The 19,750-nt window shown below is 63.0% G+C and carries 18 protein-coding genes; 3 read left to right on the forward strand and 15 right to left on the reverse strand.

What is annotated here, in order from left to right; all coding sequences use genetic code 11:
- Nucleotides 1-22: 22 nt before the first annotated feature.
- Nucleotides 23-745 carry a 5-oxoprolinase subunit PxpA gene (pxpA, locus tag EN749_RS03020; RefSeq protein ID WP_128287401.1) on the reverse strand — a complete coding sequence of 241 codons (723 nt, stop codon included), beginning with the start codon at nucleotides 743-745 and terminating at the stop codon, nucleotides 23-25.
- A gap of 135 nt (nucleotides 746-880) precedes the next feature.
- Here pxpA and EN749_RS03025 point away from each other — a divergent pair, with 135 nt between their 5' ends.
- Nucleotides 881-1,786, forward strand: coding sequence for a LysR family transcriptional regulator (locus EN749_RS03025; protein WP_013533150.1), 906 nt, complete (start codon nucleotides 881-883; stop codon nucleotides 1,784-1,786).
- A 249-nt stretch (nucleotides 1,787-2,035) separates the two neighbouring features.
- Here EN749_RS03025 and EN749_RS03030 read toward each other — a convergent pair whose 3' ends face one another.
- Complete coding sequence (locus EN749_RS03030) at nucleotides 2,036-2,767, reverse strand: NAD(P)-binding domain-containing protein (protein WP_128362542.1); 732 nt, start codon at nucleotides 2,765-2,767, stop codon at nucleotides 2,036-2,038.
- A gap of 363 nt (nucleotides 2,768-3,130) precedes the next feature.
- Between EN749_RS03030 and EN749_RS03035 the strand changes: the two genes are divergently transcribed.
- On the forward strand, nucleotides 3,131-3,730 hold the full coding sequence (locus EN749_RS03035; RefSeq protein ID WP_128287400.1) for a TetR/AcrR family transcriptional regulator: 600 nt from the start codon (nucleotides 3,131-3,133) through the stop codon (nucleotides 3,728-3,730).
- A 192-nt stretch (nucleotides 3,731-3,922) separates the two neighbouring features.
- Here EN749_RS03035 and EN749_RS39405 read toward each other — a convergent pair whose 3' ends face one another.
- The 4 genes from EN749_RS39405 to EN749_RS03050 all read right to left on the reverse strand — a co-directional run bounded on the left by EN749_RS39405 (nucleotide 3,923) and on the right by EN749_RS03050 (nucleotide 7,031).
- On the reverse strand, nucleotides 3,923-4,492 hold the full coding sequence (locus EN749_RS39405) for an alpha-hydroxy acid oxidase (protein WP_189367337.1): 570 nt from the start codon (nucleotides 4,490-4,492) through the stop codon (nucleotides 3,923-3,925).
- Nucleotides 4,459-5,061, reverse strand: a complete 603-nt coding sequence (locus EN749_RS39410; protein WP_189367339.1) for an alpha-hydroxy acid oxidase — start codon at nucleotides 5,059-5,061, stop codon at nucleotides 4,459-4,461. The genes EN749_RS39405 and EN749_RS39410 overlap by 34 nt, the downstream gene beginning before the upstream one ends.
- Nucleotides 5,062-5,164: 103 nt before the next feature.
- On the reverse strand, nucleotides 5,165-6,262 hold the full coding sequence (locus tag EN749_RS03045) for an isocitrate/isopropylmalate dehydrogenase family protein (protein ID WP_128362537.1): 1,098 nt from the start codon (nucleotides 6,260-6,262) through the stop codon (nucleotides 5,165-5,167).
- Between the two features lie 25 nt (nucleotides 6,263-6,287).
- Entirely contained in the window at nucleotides 6,288-7,031 is a 744-nt protein-coding gene (locus EN749_RS03050; protein WP_128287398.1) for a glucose 1-dehydrogenase, read from the reverse strand.
- Between the two features lie 141 nt (nucleotides 7,032-7,172).
- Here EN749_RS03050 and EN749_RS03055 point away from each other — a divergent pair, with 141 nt between their 5' ends.
- Complete coding sequence (locus tag EN749_RS03055) at nucleotides 7,173-8,669, forward strand: aldehyde dehydrogenase family protein (protein ID WP_128287397.1); 1,497 nt, start codon at nucleotides 7,173-7,175, stop codon at nucleotides 8,667-8,669.
- A gap of 97 nt (nucleotides 8,670-8,766) precedes the next feature.
- Here EN749_RS03055 and EN749_RS03060 read toward each other — a convergent pair whose 3' ends face one another.
- The 9 genes from EN749_RS03060 to EN749_RS03100 form a co-directional block, all read right to left on the reverse strand.
- On the reverse strand, nucleotides 8,767-9,663 hold the full coding sequence (locus tag EN749_RS03060; RefSeq protein ID WP_027036279.1) for a LysR family transcriptional regulator: 897 nt from the start codon (nucleotides 9,661-9,663) through the stop codon (nucleotides 8,767-8,769).
- A 124-nt stretch (nucleotides 9,664-9,787) separates the two neighbouring features.
- Complete coding sequence (locus tag EN749_RS03065; protein WP_127811201.1) at nucleotides 9,788-11,287, reverse strand: sugar ABC transporter ATP-binding protein; 1,500 nt, start codon at nucleotides 11,285-11,287, stop codon at nucleotides 9,788-9,790.
- Between the two features lie 3 nt (nucleotides 11,288-11,290).
- A complete protein-coding gene (locus EN749_RS03070; protein WP_127811200.1) occupies nucleotides 11,291-12,385 on the reverse strand; it encodes a strictosidine synthase in 1,095 nt (364 codons plus the stop codon).
- On the reverse strand, nucleotides 12,382-14,499 hold the full coding sequence (locus EN749_RS03075) for an SMP-30/gluconolactonase/LRE family protein (protein ID WP_128362538.1): 2,118 nt from the start codon (nucleotides 14,497-14,499) through the stop codon (nucleotides 12,382-12,384). Before EN749_RS03075 ends, EN749_RS03070 begins: the two co-directional genes overlap by 4 nt.
- 12 nt (nucleotides 14,500-14,511) lie before the next feature.
- Nucleotides 14,512-15,528: a sugar ABC transporter substrate-binding protein gene (locus EN749_RS03080; RefSeq protein ID WP_127320431.1), complete on the reverse strand. Its 1,017-nt coding sequence runs from the start codon at nucleotides 15,526-15,528 to the stop codon at nucleotides 14,512-14,514.
- A gap of 35 nt (nucleotides 15,529-15,563) precedes the next feature.
- Complete coding sequence (locus EN749_RS03085) at nucleotides 15,564-16,517, reverse strand: ABC transporter permease (protein WP_245491240.1); 954 nt, start codon at nucleotides 16,515-16,517, stop codon at nucleotides 15,564-15,566.
- A 393-nt stretch (nucleotides 16,518-16,910) separates the two neighbouring features.
- Entirely contained in the window at nucleotides 16,911-17,735 is an 825-nt protein-coding gene (locus tag EN749_RS03090; RefSeq protein ID WP_189367341.1) for an alpha/beta hydrolase, read from the reverse strand.
- Between the two features lie 10 nt (nucleotides 17,736-17,745).
- On the reverse strand, nucleotides 17,746-19,227 hold the full coding sequence (locus EN749_RS03095; RefSeq protein WP_128362540.1) for an NAD-dependent succinate-semialdehyde dehydrogenase: 1,482 nt from the start codon (nucleotides 19,225-19,227) through the stop codon (nucleotides 17,746-17,748).
- 16 nt (nucleotides 19,228-19,243) lie between these two features.
- The coding region (locus EN749_RS03100; RefSeq protein WP_128362541.1) for an iron-containing alcohol dehydrogenase at nucleotides 19,244-19,750 on the reverse strand (507 nt) is incomplete at its 5' end.

Genomic DNA, 19,750 nt, shown 5'->3' on the forward strand with positions numbered 1-19,750 from the left:
GCGCGGGCGGGTTCGGTCGAGTTCAGTGCCAGGGAGCGATTGCGGTGCGCACGGCCCTGGCTATTTCGATGGCGTTCGGCGTATCGGAATGCACGCAGATGGTTTCGCAGCGTACGGGGAAGAAACCGCCGTCCTCTGCCGTGCCCTCGCCCTCCCTGATGGCGCGCACGCACCGCTCGGCCATCTCTGCGGGGTCCTTGGCGTCATGAACGCGCGTCAAGATCAGCTTGCCGGAGGCATCGTAGTCGAGATCGGCATAGAACTCGGCGACGAATGGGATACCGCGCTCTTGATAGATCTTCTCATGCAGGGTGCCCGTCATGCCGAAGAGGGGTACGCCGAAAATCTCTGCCGCGTCGCACACGCCATGGGCGATTGCCTCCTGCTGCATGGCCATGAAGTAGAGGCTGCCATGCGGCTTGATGTGGTGGAGTTCCACACCCTCGGCCCTGAGGAAGCCGGCAAGCGCTCCCACCTGGTAAATGATGGTGTTCCTGACTTCTTCGCGGGTCATCCGCATCTCGCGCCGGCCGAAACCCTGAATGTCGGGCAAGCCTGGATGGGCGCCGATCTTTACGCCACTCGCCTTGGCGCTGCGGACGGCGGCGTGCATGTGATCCGGATCGGAGGCATGAAAACCACAGGCGACATTGGCAACGTCGATGATGGGCATCATGCCCATATCATCGCCAACCTTGTAGAGGCCAAAGCTTTCGCCCATGTCGCAGTTTAGCGTCACCGCCATCGCATTGTTACCCCTCGAAGCTGCCGTCTTTGCGGCGTTGCAGCATTTTTTGCGCATGCGAGGGCGTTTGTGAAATAGTAGTTTATTGATTGTCATATCAAAAAAACAGATAATGGTTCTGGGCCGGAGCGCACCATGACCATCACCTTGAAACAGCTTGATTATTTTATCGCGACCGCCGAGAGCGGACAGGTCAGTCATGCTGCGGTGGAACTCAACATCTCGCAATCGGCCGTCACTGCGGCGATAAAGACGCTTGAGGCTGACCTGGGCGTACGGCTTTTGGAGCGTAACCACGCTGGCGTAAGACTGACTATGGAGGGCGCGCGGTTTCTTGAACATGCGCGTGTTATCACCGGGGCCGTCGCTGCCGCCGTCCGAAGCCCGTTGCGCGATAGGAAAGGCCTGGCGGGCAAGCTGCGGCTTGGCATGACCTACACGGTCGTCGGCTACTACATGTCGCGCCACTACGCGCGGTTTCGAAAGACCTATCCCGAGATCGAGGTCGAGGTGCTGGAACTGCCCCGAGACGCTCTCGAAAGCGGGTTGATGTGCGGGGACATCGACATGGCCGTGATGCTGGTGTCCAACCTGGAGCACACCAAGGAGTTGGCGCAGGAGGTCTTGATGCGGTCGAACCGCCGGCTCTGGCTTTCGGCTGATCATCATCTGCTCGCGCGGCAGGAAATCAGCCTCGCCGATGTGGCGGCGGAAGATTATGTCATGCTGACGGTTGACGAGGCACGTACGACGGCCGCCCGTTACTGGGATGCCGCGGGGCTTTCGCTTCGCGCCGTCCTTACCACCAGTTCGGTCGAGGCCGTGCGGTCGCTCGTGGCTGCCGGCATGGGGGTCACTGTCCTGTCCGACATGGTTTACCGCCCCTGGTCCTTGGAGGGGCAGCGCATCGAAGTGCGCGGGCTTGTCGAGCCCATTCCTACCATGGATGTCGGCCTGGCCTGGTCGCGGGACAGATCAATCGAACCGGCCGCGGCGGCCTTCCGGGCCTTCATGTCCGTGACCATGGGCGGCGGCGGCTAACCGCCTGCCGTCAGGCAGGCGCTATGGCTCAGGCTCGCTGGTTGAGCAGCGGAGCGTGGGAGTTGATGCCTCGCATAATCAAGGGGGATTTCACCTTTGTCGCAAATAACGCCAAGGGCTTCACAAAACTCTAAAGAGCCGGTTCACGCCGGCCTCGTCATCGTCGCTGGCAGGTTGTTCCCGACAAACAGAAGGAACTCTTGGAGAGTCTTCTTGGTCACCACCTCGGGCCGGAATCGGAAAAGTCTCTCATCGGAGGGCGGTGACTTCACGGTTGCGGGCTACGATCTGCTCGTGGCGGAGGGGGGTCGTCGCCTCCATGAAGCCCTTGATCAGTGCGTCGCGAGCTCCGGGTGCGCGCGCCTTTTCCGCCGTGGACAGCGCATGCTGAAGATCAGGCAACGTCAGTTCCGTGCAGTAGGCTGGCGTGCCCGGTTGCTGGCGCCAGGAACTCGCGAGATCGCCGGCATCAAGTGCGTCGAAACCGGTCTCGTTCACCAGTTCGCGTGCGATCGCTTTGGCATGCGCATCATCGCCTGCGACGGGGATCGCGATCCGTTCGGCCGTTCCGCCACCTTCGGCGAGCGTTTGGGCGAGGACCGCATTGAACGTCTTGACCACCGGCCGGCCGAGTTGTTCGCTGGACCAGACGCTTTCCGGCTTGCCATCGTCAACCTCCGCGATGTTCCCGTCGCGCATAGGATAATAATTGGAGGTGTCGATCACGACCACGTCGGCTGGTACATCGGCAAAGATGTTGGCGACATCGGGAATCTTCGCAAACGGGATCGATAGAACGATCGCCTCGACATCCCTGGCTGCTTCGTGCGCGGCAACCGGGAGCGCACCAACCTTCATCGCCTTCTCGCGGATGTCATCAGGCCCCTTCGAGCCCGCCAGCTTCACCGCGTGTCCGGCCGCTGTCAGCTTTCGTGCGAGGGTGGTGCCGATATTTCCCGCGCCGATAATGCCGATGTTCATGTCGATTTCCTTCCAGGTAATTGTGATTGTGAGCTCAGCGCATGATGCGCGGATCGATCCCGTGTTGAGCGGGACATCCAGATGGTCGCGCAGGGTGGTGCCGCCATAACCCCCGATGGAACAGCCCGCCTCGAACTTCGTATAGCTTGCTCGCGGCATCTACTGACCGCGCGCCAGGCCCCAGGCAGGTTGCCGTACCGTTGCCCAGATGCATGCCGGTATCATCTGCCTGATCATCGTCCTCGTTTCGCCGGCTCATGCCGACCTGTTAGAACAGTCGACCACGGGATATATGGAGACTATCTCCGCTTCGACTTTATATACGGAGAGTGTCTCCGATCTTCAAGGGTTCAAAGGTCAGTCATGTTTCAATCGTCGATCACGTCAGCCCTCCGCAGGGACGCGCAACACAATCGGGCGCACATTCTCGAGGTGGCGCGACAAGCGTTCGGCAACGACAGTGTTGACGTCTCGATGGATGCTATCGCGAAGCTGGCGGGCGTGGGGGCAGGGACGCTCTACCGCCATTTTCCAAACAAAGACGCCCTCCTGGCTGCGCTGCTAATTCTTCACTATGAAAGCCTCGACCATCGTCGCGTTGAAATCGAAGCCGGGGAGAGCGATGCAGGCCGCGCACTCGAACTCTGGGTTGAAGCTCTCGGCGACTGGATGCTGGCTTATGAGGGCTTGCCTGAACCGTTACGGGCCGCTTGCCGAGTAGAATCCCCGCTGACGCCGACCTGCCATGCTGTCATCGCGACGACGGAGCGAATCCTGAAGGCTGCACAGGACGAAGGGCTTGCACGACGGACGATGACCGGGCGCGACATCTTTTTCGGAGCACTGGCGATCGCTTGGGCGAGCGGCGCAACGGCAGCGGGCGAAGACACTCGGAACGTGCTTCGCGATGTCCTGAAGAACGGATGGATGGAACCGAAAACAGCACCGGGCGGCGGAGTTTAGTCCGCCTATCCGACTGCGCAGCCTTTCGAATTTCATAACGCTGTCGCCAGCGCGTGTGCATCAAACAAACGCTTTCTGAATGGCTGCCGTCGTCTGGATGGACGGCGGCTTTTGGGCCTGGGAAGAGCGGCGTGCGAGGGCGGCAATTGGTGGCTGAAACTTTGCGACCAAGCGTGAGCACACGTCTTGGCGCTATGCTATGATTTCTGATCCCGCTTCCTGAAAACGGGGGATTCCGCAGAGCCTGAGGCAAGTCACCACTTCGTCCAGGATGATATCGAGTGCCTTGGCCACACCGGCCTCGCCAGCCACGGCGCCGAACAGGGCGGCCCGGCCGATCGCCGCGACGGTGGCGCCGCGTGCCTTGGCCTTGATGATGTCCGTGCCCGTGCGGATACCGGAATCGATGAGGATCGGGACTTGGGCGCCAAGTGCCTGACGGATGGCGGGCAGGGCATCGATGCTCGATACAGCACCGTCGAGCTGACGGCCTCCATGGTTGGACACCCAGATGCCATCGGCACCAGCCGCGACCAGTCGCGACGCGTCGCCCGGGTGCAGGACGCCCTTGACCAGCAGCCGGCCTTTCCACCAGTCGCGGATCTGGCGGAAATCGTCCCAGTCGAAACCTGCATGGAGGCTGCCGCCAACACGCGCGGCGATCGTCAGGCTGGCGCTGTTGTCACCGAGATAGCCGCGGACGTTCTCGAACTGGGGCAGACCGCCGCTCAGCAGGCGCAGCGACCAGCCAGGATGAAGCATGCTTCCCAGAGATGCCGGGCCGAAGGCCGCAGTGGGATGGATATGCCGTTCCTAAGATCCTTTTCGCGCTTGCCCCCGGCTTGCAGATCAACGGTCACCACCAGCGTCGAATAGCCAAATTCTTCCGCTCGCCTGACCAGTTGGCGATTGAAGTCGAAATCCTTGAGCACACAAAGCTGGAACCACAGCGGCCCCTGTACGGCTCGCGCCATGCCTTCGATGCTGGCCGTGGCCATGGTGGAGAGTGTGTAGGGGATGCCGCGAGCGGTTGCCGCCCTCGCGATGGCAATGTCGGCTCCGGGCCTGACCAGCGCGCAGGAACCCATCGGGCTGATCACGAGCGGTGTCGGCAAGGTCTCGGACCAGAGCGTCGTGGAAACGTTCGGATGCGAAACATCGGTAAGCACGCGCGGCAAAAGTCTGATCTTTTCGAAATCGCTTCGGTTGGCGTTAAGGGTGAGTTCCTGCCCCGCCCCGCCATCGATGAATTCGAAGATGGATTTCGGCAGGCGACGACGGGCAAGCCTGCGAAAATCCTCGACCGAAACCTGGCGATCGAGAGCGCCCATCTCAAGCCTCGCCCTCGTGCCGGTCGGCAATGAATATCCGGCGCATGAGCGTCTGGCCGACCTTGCGAGGTCCAACAAGATCTATCTTCACCTTGATCATCAGTCACGCCGCTGCCGCGAGCCGGTCGCAGATCGAGCGGGTTATCTCGCTGGTCGACGCCCTGCCTTTCAGGTCGGCGCTCAGAAGCCCGTTGGCCAGGCAGTCCTCGGTCACGCGACGGATGCGCGCCGCGGCCTGGTTGAGCCTCTCGTCGCCATGCTTGTGGCCGAGCCAGTCGAGCATCGAGGCTGCCGACAGGATCGTCCCATACGGATTGGCGATACCTTGGCCGGCAATGTCGGGCGCCGAGCCGTGCGCGGCCTGGAAGAAGCCGTTGGCCGCGCCGATCTCGGCTGAAGGCGCCATGCCCATCCCGCCCACCGTCGCGGCGGCGAGGTCGGACAGGATGTCGCCGAACATGTTCTCGCTGACGATGACGTTGAAATGGCCCGGTTTCAGCACGAGATGCATCGCCATGGCGTCGACCAGCGCGTGCTCGGTCGCGATATCGGGATAGTCCTTCGCCACTTCGTCGAAGACGGAGCGGAAGAAGGCATAGCTGCGCAGCACGTTGGCCTTGTCGCAGCAGGTGACCCGGCGCACGCCGTCACGGGGCGCGCCGCCCGACTGGCGCGCCAGTTCGAAGGCCTTGCGCGCGATGCGCTCGATGCCGGAACGGGTCTGCACCAGGGTGTCGACCGCGACTTCGCCGCGCAACAGCGCGCCCGATCCCCGCGCGGCGTAAAGCCCTTCGCTGTTCTCGCGCAAGATGATGTAGTCGATATCTCCGGCATTCACGCCGCTCAACGGGCTCGGCACGCCCTCGAAGAGCCTGACGGGGCGGATGTTGGCATAGAGATCGAGTTCGAAGCGCAGCCTCAGCGTGAAATCCAGGCCTGCTTCGGTTCCATCGGGATGGACGACGCCCGGCAAGCCGCCCGCACCATGCAGGATGGCGTCCGCCGCGCGGCAGGCCTGGAAGGTCGGCTCGGGAAAGCTCTGGCCGGTCTTCAGGAAATGCTCGGCTCCGGCCGGGTATTCGCTGAAGTGCAAGGGGTTGCCGGGACCAAGCGCTGCTTTCACCACTTGAACCGCTGCGGCGCAGACTTCCGGGCCGATGCCGTCGCCATGCACCACGGCGATTTCGTAGACAGGCTTCATCGCCAACTCCCAAATGGTCTAACGCTCAGATGCACTTGCCGCCGTCGACATTGAGGTCGACGCCGGTGATCATGCTGGCCTCGTCGGAGCACAGGAATGCCGCGGCGTTGCCCATGTCCGCCGGCGTAGACAGCCTGCCGATCGGAATGGTGGCGACGACGCGGGCGCGGTTTTCCTCGCCGGAGCCGATGAAGGTGGACAGAAGCGGCGTGTCGCCGGCAACCGGGTTGATGGCGTTGACGCGGATGCCGAAGGGGGCGAGTTCCACGGCCATGGCCCGGGTGGCGGCAATCGCCCAGCCTTTGGAAGCATTGTACCAGGTCAAATTCGGGCGCGGCGAGACGCCGCCGGTGGAGGCGACGTTGAGGATGGCGCCCGATTTGATGGATTTGAAATGCGCAACGACCGCACGGGCGCCATTGTAGATGGATCGCATGTTGACGTTGGCGATCCGGTCGAACGTCTCTTCGTCCATCGTCTCGAGCGCCAGGGGCGGCTGGGCCACGCCGGCATTGTTGACCAGTATGTCGAGACCGCCAAAGGCCGAGCGGGCCAGGTCTGCCGCCGCTTCGAAGCTTGCGAGTGTCGAGACGTCGCCAGTGATTGGCCGCACATTTTCGCCGACTTCGGCAGCAACGCGGGCCGCGGCGGCCCCATCACGGTCCATCAACACGACCCGCGCACCTTCGGTGACGAATTTCCTGACGATGCCTTCGCCAAATCCCGAACCGCCGCCAGTGACGATGGCGACCTTGCCAGCAAGTCTCATATCTGTTCCTCCATTGCCGGCACCATCGGGGAAGTCGCGTACATTGCACAGTCCGATTATCTGAACGCCCTTTTAGCTTTCCTTGTTTGAGGTCGACCGGCGTCGGAGGCATAGTCGCCACGGAATTGTGAGGAGGAAGGGATGACGCTGAATTTCGACCCGCGGGCGAAGGCCACGGCGCTCTACCACGGCGAATTCCGGCCGATGTTCGTCGGCGGCAGGTGGGTTCCGGCACAATCCGGCCAGGAGATGCAGGCGCTCAACCCGGCGACTGGCGAAGTGCTGGCCACCGTCCCGCGTGGCTCGGCCGCCGACGTCGATGCGGCGGTGGCGGCTGCGCGCACGGCTTTCGAAGGGCCGTGGTCAAAATTCTCGCCCTATGAGCGGCAGTGCGTGCTTCTGCGCATCGCCGATCTCTTCGAGACTCATTGGGAAGAGCTCAGCGTTTCCGACACTCTCGACATGGGACTGCCGATCACGCGCACGCTCGCCAACCGGCGGCGCGTCATCGGCATGCTGCGCTTCTATGCGGGCATGGCGACCGCGCTGCATGGCGAATCCATAGACAATTCGATCCCCGGCGAGATCGTCAGCTTCACAAGGCGCGAGCCGGTGGGCGTTGTCGGCGCGATCATCCCCTGGAACGCTCCGACCGCCGCGTCGATCTGGAAGATCGCGCCGGCGCTGGCCACCGGCTGCACCATCGTGCTGAAGCCCTCGGAGGACGCCTCGTTGACGCCGCTGCTGATCGCCAGGCTGATGCAGGAAGCCGGCGTTCCCGACGGCGTCGTCAACGTCGTCACCGGCACCGGGGCGGAGGCCGGTGCGCGGCTCGCTGAACATCCCGACGTCAACAAGATCGTCTTCACCGGCTCGACGCTGACCGGGCAGGCCATCGCGCGGGCGGGCGTGACAAACCTCAAGCGCGTTTCCCTGGAACTCGGCGGCAAATCGCCGATCATCGTCTGCCGCGATGCCGACATCGACAAGGCGGTTCCTGTCGCCGCGATGGCGGTGTTCGTGCATTCGGGCCAGATCTGCATCGCCGGATCGCGGCTGTTCGTGGCGCGCGAAATCCATGACGAATTCGTGCGCCGGGTCGCCGAGTTTGCCGGCAGGCTTCGCATCGGCCATGGCATCGAGGCGGAAACCGAAATCGGCCCGCTCATCAATGCCAGGCAGGCCGGCAAGGTGGTGGGCTATATCAAGGCCGGCCGCGACGAAGGCGCGGAACTGATAGCGGGCGGATCTCGACTGACGGGCGAGCCCTACGACGGCGGCAATTTCATCGCGCCGACCGTCTTCGGCGCGGTGTCGGACAAGATGACCATCGCGCGTGAAGAAATCTTCGGTCCGGTGATTTCGGCGATGCCGTTCGACACGCTCGACGAAGCCGTGGCGCGGGCCAATGCGACGCCCTATGGCTTGGCAGCCGGCATTTTCACCACCCATCTGGGCACCGCGCACAAGCTCGCCCGCCGCATCAAGGCCGGCTCGGTGTGGGTCAACATGTACCACGCCATCGACCCGGCGGTGCCGTTCGGCGGCATGAAGATGTCCGGCTACGGCCGCGAGGGCGGCATCGAACATCTGCATGAATATCTGGAGACCAAATCGGTCTGGATCCAGACCGACTGAGGGTGCGCTGATATTCAGGTGAGGCCGGGCTGCGAATGACGGCGTTCCCGCACTATTCTCGGCGCTCGTGCAAGGTGCCTGTCCGAAGGCGCGATGCTCAGTTTGCCAGTTCGCGCAAATTGGTGCGGATGAGGTTCATCAGCTGTTCGGAGAAGGAGTGGTGCACATAGCCCCGCGCCGTGATGATGCCGACGGAGCGGTGGGCGTCGCGATGGTCGATCGGCACCACTCGCATGCGCTCGTCATTGCGCGAAATGGCGATGCCGGGCACCACGCAGACGCCAAGTCCCGAACACACCAGCGCCACCGCCGTCTGTGCGCTTTCGACCTCGTATTGCGGCTTGAGCTCGATGCCTTCCGCCGCCGTCAGCCGATCGACAAGGCCGCGCACGGCGGTCTTGCGGTTGAGCAGGATGAGCGGATAGCGCAGCAGGTCGGAGAGCAGCAGCTTCTTTTCGCCGCCGTATATTTCCGTGGGAATGCAGGCCATCAGCGGATCGTCGAGGATAGACTCGAACTGGAAGTCCGTCAGGTTTGGCAGTTCCGGGCCGATGTAAAACTCGACCTCCTGCTGTTGCAAAAGGCCAAGCGCGGCCTGCGGCGGGCTCTCGATGACCTCGACGATGCTGCGGGGATAGCGCAACTTGAATGTCGCCAGGATATCGCCCAGCCGGCTTGCCGCGAGCGTCGGGGCGCAGGCGATCTGCACCTTGCCCTTGCGCCGAGCGGCGACCTCCGTCAGCCGGTCGAGGCTGGTCTGCACCTGTGACATCACATTGGCGATCTCCTCGAACAGGATCTGGCCTTCCGGCGTCAGGCTTGCACGCTGTGCGGTGCGGATAAACAGCGAGATGCCGATCTGCTCCTCAAGGTCGCGAATCTGCATCGAGACCGCCGATGGCGAACGATTGCTCTCCTCGGCAGCACGACGGAAGCTGCCGTTTTCGGCGGCAAGCAGGAACGTCTGCAGAAGTTTGAGGTTAATGCTGGGCATATCCGCTCGGGCAGGGTGATCTGACCCCTGACCTATTCAGACGCGGAACCGATTGCAAGGCAATAGGACCGGCCAGACATTGGTCCTGGCTTGACCGGCAAAAGTGTCTTCCTTGTCGAGCCGCTCAATGAACCGCGGCGAACATGACGCGCTCCTCGGTGGCCTCCGACAACATCATCTCCTCGACCACGCGGCCGCGCTTGACCACCAGAATGCGATCCGAAACGGCGAGAATTTCAGGCAGATAGGACGAGATGACAACGACGGCCATGCCTTGCTCGGCGAGATCGCTGATGAGCTGGTGGATCTCGACGATGGCGCCGACGTCGACACCGCGTGTCGGCTCGTCGAAGATCACCAGCCTAGGCTTCTGGATCAGCGATTTGGCGATCACGACCTTTTGCTGGTTACCGCCGGAGAGCTCGATCATCCGAGCTCGGTCGCTGGTCTGCCGCAGGCTCAGACGTTCGCCCCATTCGCGGGCAAGTTGCCTGGCCCGCGCCAGCGACACCATGGAGACGGGATTGGCGCCCTCGGTCAGTTCACCCACTTGAAGGTTCTCGCCCGCAGTCATGGTTTCGAAGAAGCCGTCGACCTTGCGATCCTCGGTGACATAGACGATGCCGTCGCGCACCGCAGGCCTGGGCACCCGGTAGCGCACCGACTTGCCGAGCAGGCGGATCTCGCCGCCGTGGAAGATGTTGCGCTTCAACAGTCCGGCGACGACCTTGGCCATTTCGGTGCGGCCGGCGCCGACAAGGCCGAACATGCCGGTGACCTGGCCCGAGAACACCGAGAAGGAAGAGTTGCGCACCAGGCCGGCGCAGGACAGGTTCTCGACCGAAAGCACCTTGTCGCCATAAGGCCGCGCCGTGCGCTTGACCTCGCCATGCAGCGTTTCGGTCAGCGTGCGGCCGACCATGGCCTGCACGATCGAAGCGCGGGTGAAGCCCTTGGCTTCGCCGGACGCGACAATCTCGCCATCGCGCATGACCGTGATGCGGTTAGCGACGGCAAGCGCCTCTTCCAGCGCATGGGTGATGAAGATGACGGCGATGCCCTCCTTCACCAGCCGCTGCAAAAGTTTAAAGAAGTGGCTCTTCTCTTCGGGCGTCAGCGTCGCGGTCGGCTCGTCGAAGATGATGACGCGTGCCTTGTGGTGGACGGCGCGCGCGATCTCCACCATCTGCTTGTGCGCCGCGCCCAGCGTGCTGACCTGCGCGGACGGGTCGACCTGGAAGCCCATGCCGGCGAGGAACTGCCGCGCCTGAATGTAGAGGCCGCGCAACCGGTTGAACATCTTCTCTTCGCCGAGATAGAGATTCTGCGCCACCGTCATGGCCGGCACCAGGTTGGTTTCCTGGAACACCATGGCGATGCCGGCGCGCAGCGCTTCGGCGGGCGTGGCGAAGGACACATCCTTGCCGTCGAAGGTCATCTTGCCCTCGGTCAGCTTGAAGACACCGGCCATGACCTTGGTCAGCGTCGACTTGCCGGCGCCGTTTTCCCCGAGCAGCGCATGGATTTCGCCCTTGCGCAGGTCGAAATTGACATTCTTGAAGGCCGGAATGCGCGCGAACGCCTTGGCGGCGTCCCTGAGTTCAATGATGTTGGCGTCCGACATCGCTTAGCCTCGCTTGCCACTGGCGGCGCTCGCCACGCGCACGATCCTCGATCCGCCGCGCGAGGCGACCAGAAGATCATCGCCCAGCTCGCAGGCGCTCAGCGTCCCGTGCACCTTGCCGTCGGCGCGCGAATGGAAACTCGACAGCGGCTTCATGTTCTGGTCGCAAAGGACCACCAGCCCGTAGGACCTTGTCACCGCATATGGCTTCAGCACGTTCATCTGCTTCAACTGGCTGCCTTGCATGGGCTCGCGATAGTCGCGCCATGAGCCGAGCGACGGCGCCATCCAGTAGGCCTCGGGGACTTCCGCCAGCATGCGGGTGCGGTAGGTGTCCTCGCGCAGGATGAACTCCACCAACTGGTTGCGCACGGAATAGAAGGTCAGCCAGTAGCCGGCGTTGAAGGCCGGAGCGATGCGCGCGGGGTAGGCCGGCAGATGCTCCAGCACGGGCAGCGTCGCCTTGGTGGCAAGGTCGATCGCCAGCACGCGGTGGCGCCAGGCCTCCGAGACGTAGATGCGGTTGGAGCCGGTGGTGGCGATGCCGGCCGGCCAGGCCAAGCCATCCCTGATCAGCTCCAGCCGGCCGTTTTTCAGATCGAGCCGCCAGACCGAACCGGATACGCTCTTCTGCATCAGGTCGCGACGCCAACCGCTCGCCGGCACTGAGGCCGAGCCGTTGGCCACCAGCAAGGTGTTGCTGTCGAGGAAGGTGAGAGCGGTGATGCAGGAGAGGCGGCGAGCCTCCTCGCCCGTCGCCTCGCGCCCGTCATGCAGGCCGCCGCGGATGACGACGCCCTTGCCGTCGATGGCCATCGCGGTCATGCCGCGGGCATGGGCGAGTGCGGTGATCTCGCCCGGAAATTCCTGCAAGGTTTCGGCATGGCCGTCGGCGCTAAAGCGCATCAGCCGGTTCGCGCTGCTTGCCAGGAGGCCCTTTTCGGTGCGCACGAGATTGTCGGCCTCGGCGAGGCCGGCGAATTGACCGGCTTCCTCCAGTCCTTGGTTGGGCAGCAACGGCCCGTCGAGCGTCGGCACGGTCACGGCCCACTCGCCACGGCCGAGAAAGCGGTCAAGAAGCTGGTTCAAACCGCTCATGACTTTTTGCCCCAGTAGGAATCCGAGCTGAACCAGTCGGGATCGACGCCTTTCAGGGGCAAAGTGCCCATGCGGTTGTTGAAGATGCCGCAGAGATAGAGGATGCCCTTGTGCTCGCGCATCGAGGTGATCATCGGATGCTTCTCGCCGGCCTGGTCCCACAAGCTTTCGAGGATCTGGCCGTTTTCGTCGAAGCGCAGCACGCAGCCGGTGTTGAGATTGGGCATCAGCCACGCATCTTCCGATACGCGCCGCGCCATGCGGCGGCGGAAGCCCGGCATTTCAAGCGAGAGATCCAATGCCGGCGTGCGCATGCCCATCAGGGCCAGCCAGTAGGTGCCGTCGGAGGCGCGGTTGATGTTGTCGGGATAGCCGGGCAAGCCCTCGATGACGCGCTCGACCTGGCCCTTCTTCGGGCCATCGAAATAGTAGCGGCTGATGCGGCAGGCCCAGCTTTCGGCGAACAGCACCGACTGGCCGTCGAAGGCCGTGCAGATGCCATTGGGGAAGACGAGGTTCGACAGCAGTGTGCGTGTCGAACCGGATTTGGAATCATGGACGATGATGCGTCCGTTGCCGCGGCTTTCCAGCGCGTCGGCATACCAGTCGTGCATCTCGAAGCGCACTGTCGCTTCCGAGAAGACGATGCGGCCGTCCGGCAGGATGTCGCAGTCATCGGCGAGCTTCATGGTGGAGTCGTCGACCACCGAGGTCAGTGAGCGGTTGGTCTCGGCGGTCAGCAGTTTTACATCCCCGGCCGGCGAGACCTGGTAGAGGCCCATGCCGGCGACGCAGATGACGAGGTTGTCGTCGCGGTCGAAAGCCATGCCGAGCGGCGAGCCGCCAATATGTGCGAACACTTCGCTGTCGGTGTAGTGCGGCGGCTGGAAGCGCAGGATATCGCCCTGGCGGCTGCCGGTGTAGAGGCGGTCCTGCCGGTCGAAGATCACATCTTCCGCGCCGTCGAGAAAGCCGAGGCCGATGACGCCGACGTCCTTCAACCGGTCGTTCACCGCCATCGGCGCGCCGGACGCGGTCGAGATCGCCTGCGGCATCTTGGCGAAGGTCGGCGAGATGTAGACACTGCGCAGGATCTTGTGGCGGTTCTTCACCCAGCGCACGTCGAGAAGCACCGACAAAAGCAGCACGATGCCGAGGATCAGGAAATTGACCGGGCCGGGCACGGCCAGCGCAAGCAGGCTGTTCGACAGGACAAGCACGAAAACGGTGCCCATCAGCGCCTTGGCGACCGAGCCGCGCCCGCCGCCGAGCGAGATGCCGCCGAGCACGGTCGCGGTCAACACCTGCAGTTCGAGCCCGGTGCCGATGTCGGAAGCAGCACTGCCGATGCGGGCCGAGAAGAAGAAGCCGGAGAGCGCCACCAGCACCGAGCACAAGACATAGGCGCTGAACAAGATGAAGCGCACATTGATGCCGGCATTGTAGGCAGAGCGCCGCGCGCCGCCGACCGCGAACAGCCGCCAGCCATAGCGGGCGCGCGACAGCACGAGATGGATGATCAGCGCGATGACGACGAAGACCACAAAGGATGTCGGCACGCCCCAGATCGTGCCGAAACCAAGGAAATCATAGGCCGGCGAATCCGAACCGCTGGTGACGATCCGCGTCGAGACCTGCGGGAAGACGATGTCGAAGGTCGAGCGGTAGATGATGAGCGTCACCAGCGTGGTGAGAAAGGCCCGCATGCGCAGGAAGCCAACCAGGAAGCCGTTGATGGCGCCGCAGACGACGCCGAGGCCCAGGCACGCCAACAGGCCGGTACCAAAGCTCCACTGCTCGACATTCATGCCATAGAGCGTGACCAGCACGGCGAGCGCGAAGGTCGACCCGACAGACAGATCGATGCCGCCCGATACCATGACGATGGTCATGCCGAGCACTACCAGGCCAAGCTCGGCGGTCTGGCCGCTGAGATTGGTCAGCGTCGCCAGATCGAAGAAGCCCGGCACGATCGAGCCGAAGATCGCGCACAAAATGACCAGCGCCGTGAAGGGGATGACGCTGTCGATCCACTTCTTGGTCAGGATCTCCCCGACCACGTGGTCGGGGAGCAGGCGGTAGCGCCAGCGCACAAGGCTTTCGGCCATGCTCATCAAGGAAGTCCGTTACTTGAGCTCGTCCAGCTTCCAGCAATTCCTGCCGGTCGCATTGGCCTTGTCGACGCGGGTGATCGGGCCGAAGAAGATGGTCTTCTCGCTGCCCGCTTGCCGCTCGGGCTGCTGCAGCAGCTCGGAAATCTGCTGTGCGGCGATCTCGGCCTGGATCGGGGCATTAAAGTTGAAGATCACGTCGAGCAGCCCGTTCTTGATGCTCTCGCAGCCCGTGGCGCTGCCGGCGCCATTGGTAACGATCGTCACCTGGTCCTGTTTGCCGGCGGCCGCGACGGCGGCGCCTGCGCCGACCTCGGCATTGTCCCAGATGCCCATGATGCCGCACAGGTCCGGATGCTGCTGGAGGACCGTCTCGGTGATCTGGCGGGCCTTTTCGCTCATGTAATCGGCCGGCTGGTCGGAGACGAGCTGCAGCTCGGGATTGGCCTTCAGCACCTCGTCGATGCCGGTGCGCATGTAGATGTTGGCGGCGCCCGTCTGGACGCCGGCGAGCCAGACCACCTTGTGCGAGACGGCATTGGGCCCGGTGCAGTGTTTGGCCAGTTCGCCCATTTCGAGACGGCCCATTTCGATCCAGTCATTGCCGACATAACTGTCGGTCTGGGTGGCCGACTGCATGTTGACTTGCAGCACCTTGATGCCGGCCGCCTGCGCCTGTTTCAACAGGCGTGCGTAGGTCTGGACATCGGGGTTCTGCACGATGATCAGGTCCGGCTTCTCGGCGATGGCGCCCTGCATGGCGCGGATGCCGGCATTGGTGTCGCCGGAGGGATCACGCACTTCAAGGCTGAAGCCGTAGCGTGCCGCGTGACGCTGCCACACCACCACCCATGCCTGGTTGAGGTCCATGCCCTGTGAGATCGGCACGAAGATGACCTTCTTGCCCTTGAGCGCCTCGAGATACGTGGAGCGGCCGACCTGGTCGGTTTCCTGCGCCGTGGTGATTTTCGCCGCGCCCAGCAGCGCGAGCGCTGTCATGCCCGCGAACAGGCAGTTCTTGAACAATTTCATGTTTCTCCTCCCAGATTTATGTCTCGGTTCTTGTTTCAGATGTCGCCGCTTTGCGAGGTCTGCTCGTCGCGCGGATTGATGATGGCGTCGATCGCCAGCGCGCCCAGCAGGATCACGCTCTTGATCAGGTTCTGGCTGGTGTAGCTGAAGTTCAGGATCGTCATCCCGTTGGTCAGGATGCCGACCAGAATGGTGCCGACGATGACGTTGCGTACGCCGCCCTGGCCACCGGAGAGGCCGATGCCGCCCAACACGACCACCAGCAGCACGTCGTAGATCAGGCTGGAATTGTAGAGGCGCGTGTCGATGCCGGTGACCAGCCCCAGCATGATGATGCCGGCGGTATAGGCAATGAGGGCGCTGATGACATATTGCGTCACGATGATCGGGCGCGTCGGCAGCCCGGTGGTGCGGGCCGCGTTCGGGTTGTCGCCAGTGGCATAGACCAGCCGGCCGAAGCGGGTCTTCCTCAGGAAGAAACCCATGAGCGCGGCCACAGCCGCGAAGATGATCACCGACATCGGGATGCTGAAGATGGTTCCGTTGCCGACGAATTTCAGCCAGCCAATATCGGAGGGGGCATAGAGCACGTCGGACGCAAAGACGATGCGGCCAGAGCCGTAGACCGAGGATGCGATGGCAAGGGTGGCGAAGATCGGCGGAATTTCGGCCACTGCCACCATGACGCCGGTGAACAGGCCGATGACCGCGACCAGGATGGCGCCGCACATGATGGCCAGCGTGAAGTCGACGCCCCAGGTGGAGATCCAAATGCTGAAGGCGACGCCGACCACCATCACCGCCACCATGGTCAGGTCGATGCCGCGCCCGACGACGATGAACCCCATGCCGACGGCCAGCGTGCCGAGGATCGAGACATTCTTGAGAATGGCAAGGATGTTGCCTTGGCTCAGGAAATTGTTGAGCGTCGCCGAGAACACCAGGAACAGGACGGCCGAGATCGCGCCGACGACGAGTTCCTGGGACATTTTGATACCCAAGCGCGCGGTGTCGGATTTGCCCGAACCAGCCAAGTCAGTTCCTCCCTCGCTGCCGGTTTGAACCAGCGGCGTGCCAAAGCGGCCTTGCCCCAGGGGCTTTGCCGCGACGACGTTTCCTCCACAGCCCTAAGCCGGCTGCTTGCGTTAAGACCATCGCGACTCAGGGCGGCAGGGGCAATTTCGATTTTCTGATGCGCTGTGCAGTTCGTCAGTGTGGAGAAAGAGGATGAGGAATCGTCGGTTGTGTCCTCTGCCGGATTTCACCTGCCGCAAAGCTCAGCCCGATGCCGGTAGCGTGCCGCGATCCCGTGACGGTACTTTCTTGAGTGACGGGAGTGTCTGGCCCGGCAGTCAAGCGGCTCTGCTTCCCCAGGTTCCGTCCTATAGGCAGTTTCCCTCGATCATCGCCATCAGGCAATCGCCAGATTGTGTGCCGCTGATGCCCAGATCACGCACGCTGTTCATGTGGTTTCGGTCATTCAGGCGGAGGTCGCAGACAAGGTGCCCCTGCGCGCGCAAGCGCTTTCCGAAGTTGGCGGCCTGCTGGTGAAAAGGTGACGTTTCCTGATCTCCCACGAGAATGGTCGCTGCCGTCTCCGGGTCATGCCACCGCGTCATTGGGGTGAAGGCAGCTGCCTCCTCATCGGTGATTCCGATTAGCGGCTGGACGAAGGACGTCTGAAGGGGCTTGAGGTCGTAAAGGCCGCCTAGCAGCAGCGCCGCACGTATGCGCGATGGCATTGGCGTCTTTTCGAACAGGAATGTGGCCAGGTGTGCGCCCGCCGAATGACCACTTACGCTTAGCCGGGCAGGGTCACCGCCATGAGCGGCTATATTGTCCAGCACCCATTGTTTGGCGCGCCGGACCTGGGCGACGATTGCCGCCATCCTGAATTCGGGCATCAGCGCATAGTCGACGATGACGGCAATCGCCCCAGCTTTGGTGACTGTGTTCGCTACATAAGAATAGTCGCTCCTGGAGAACATGCGCCAGTAGCCGCCATGGATGAAGATGTGCACGGGAAGATCCCTGCGCGCGCCGGGCGGAAAGAACAGGTCCAACCTTTCGGCCTTGCCCTCGCCATAGGCGATATCAGCCGACATTGGCAGGGTCGCCCGGGTTTCGGCGCTGCGGCTTACTATGTCGGCCACGATATCGTCAAAGTCGGCCACATGGTCGCGCGTGCGGAAAGGGTCCTTTGACATGACTGCCGGTTCAGAAGGTGACGGCAATATATTTAGCCTCCATGAACTCGGCGATGCCGTGGTGCTGGCCGCCTTCGCGGCCAAGGCCACTCTGCTTGACGCCTCCGAATGGTGCGGCCGGATCCGACATCAGTCCTCGGTTGAGACCGATCATGCCGGCCTCGATCCCCGACGCCACCCGCATGCCGCGTCCAATATCGCGTGTGTATATATAAGCGGCCAGGCCATATTCCGTGTTGTTAGCATGTGCGATCGCCTCGGCCTCGGTGTCGAAGCGTGTGATGGGTGCCACCGGGCCGAAAATCTCCTCGTGCGCCATCTCCGCATCGGGCGGCACATCGGACAGCACTGTGGGCGGATAGAAGAACCCTTCTTCCTCCGAAATCGCCCCGCCGCAAAGCACCTTGGCCCCCCGGCCCACGGCGTCCTTGACCAGGCGGTCAATCTTGTCGACAGCCTTTCTGGTGATCATCGGCCCGCATTCTGTGTCTGCATTCGGTCCCGCTCCCACCTTAAGTGCCGCCATGCGCTTGCGGAGCCCGTCGGCAAAAGCATCATAAATTCCCGATTGTACATAGAGGCGATTGGCGGCGGTGCAGGCTTCGCCGGCGTTGCGCATCTTGGCGATCATCGCGCCGTCGAGGGCGGCGTCGAGTTCGGCATCGTCGAAGACGACAAACGGGGCATTGCCGCCGAGTTCCATCGAACAGGAAATGACATGCTTTGAAGCCTCGCCGAGCAAGGTTCTGCCGACACCCGTCGACCCCGTGAAGGACAGCTTCCTGACGCGCGGATCGGCGAGCATGGCCGAAGTCAGCGGCCCGGGACTGGTCGTGGTCAGCACGTTGACGACACCGGCAGGCACGCCGGCTTCGCTGTAGAGTGCCGCCAGCGCATAGGCCGTCAGCGGTGTTTCACTTGCCGGCTTCAGGACGACAGTGCAGCCTGCCGCCAGCGCCGGCGCGATCTTGCGGGTCGCCATCGCGGCCGGAAAATTCCACGGTGTGATCAGCACGCAGATTCCGATCGGCTCATAATCGACCACGATCCGGTTGGTGCCGGATGGCGCAGTGCCGAATTCACCGGTGATCCGGACCGCTTCCTCAGCATTCCAGCGGAAGAACTCGGCGGCGTACGCCACTTCGCCGCGCGCGTCGCGCAGCGCCTTGCCATTCTCCAGCGAGATCAGCATGGCAAGCGTTTCCGAGCGTTCGACCATCAGTTCGAAACAACGCCTGAGGATTTCCGAGCGTTTGCGCGGCGCCGTCTCCCGCCATCCTTTGGCCGCCTTGGCCGCCGCCTCGACGGCGGCGGTGGCGTCCTCGACCGTCGCATCGGGAACTGCCGCGATCACCGCCCCGGAGGAGGGATCGACCACATCGATGAGCCGACCGTCGGAGGACGGCCGCCAAGTGCCGTCGATGTAAAGTCCGTGCGAAAAACCGCGCACGTCATAGCCATCCTGGTCGAGTTGCTGAGCCTTCAAATTCATCGCTTTGTTCCGTTTTTCACATAACGCAGGCGGCGAGGTCGCCGTCATGGGCAGCCTGGACGAGGCGTCGCATCGTGCCGAGATCGAAGGCACGCGGATTGTTCTTGATCAGGCGGTCGATGCCGAGCGCTTGCTCGGCGGTCCAGTCAAGCTTGTCGGCGGGGAGGCCTAAATCCGCCAGTGTCGGCGTAATACCGATCGCCGCGAACAATCGCCTGATCTCCTCGATTGTGGCGGCTGCCATCTCGGCGGCGGTTCTGGCCTTGGTCTCCAAGCCAAGTGCCGCGCCGATCTCTGCCATCTCGTGAGCGGCGACGCGGCTGTTATAAGTCATCACGTAAGGCATCATTGTCGCCACGCCCAAACCATGGGCGGTGTGGGTGAGGGCGCCTGCCGGATATTGCACGGCATGCGCCGCCGCCGTGCCGGCGGTGCCGAACGCGCAGCCCGCCGCCAGAGCGCCCATCATGACATCGGCACGCGCGTCGGCATCCGTGCCGTCGCTGCAGGCCTTCTCCAGGCT

The organism is Mesorhizobium sp. M7A.F.Ca.ET.027.02.1.1 (assembly GCF_004022985.1).
Taxonomy (GTDB): domain Bacteria; phylum Pseudomonadota; class Alphaproteobacteria; order Rhizobiales; family Rhizobiaceae; genus Mesorhizobium.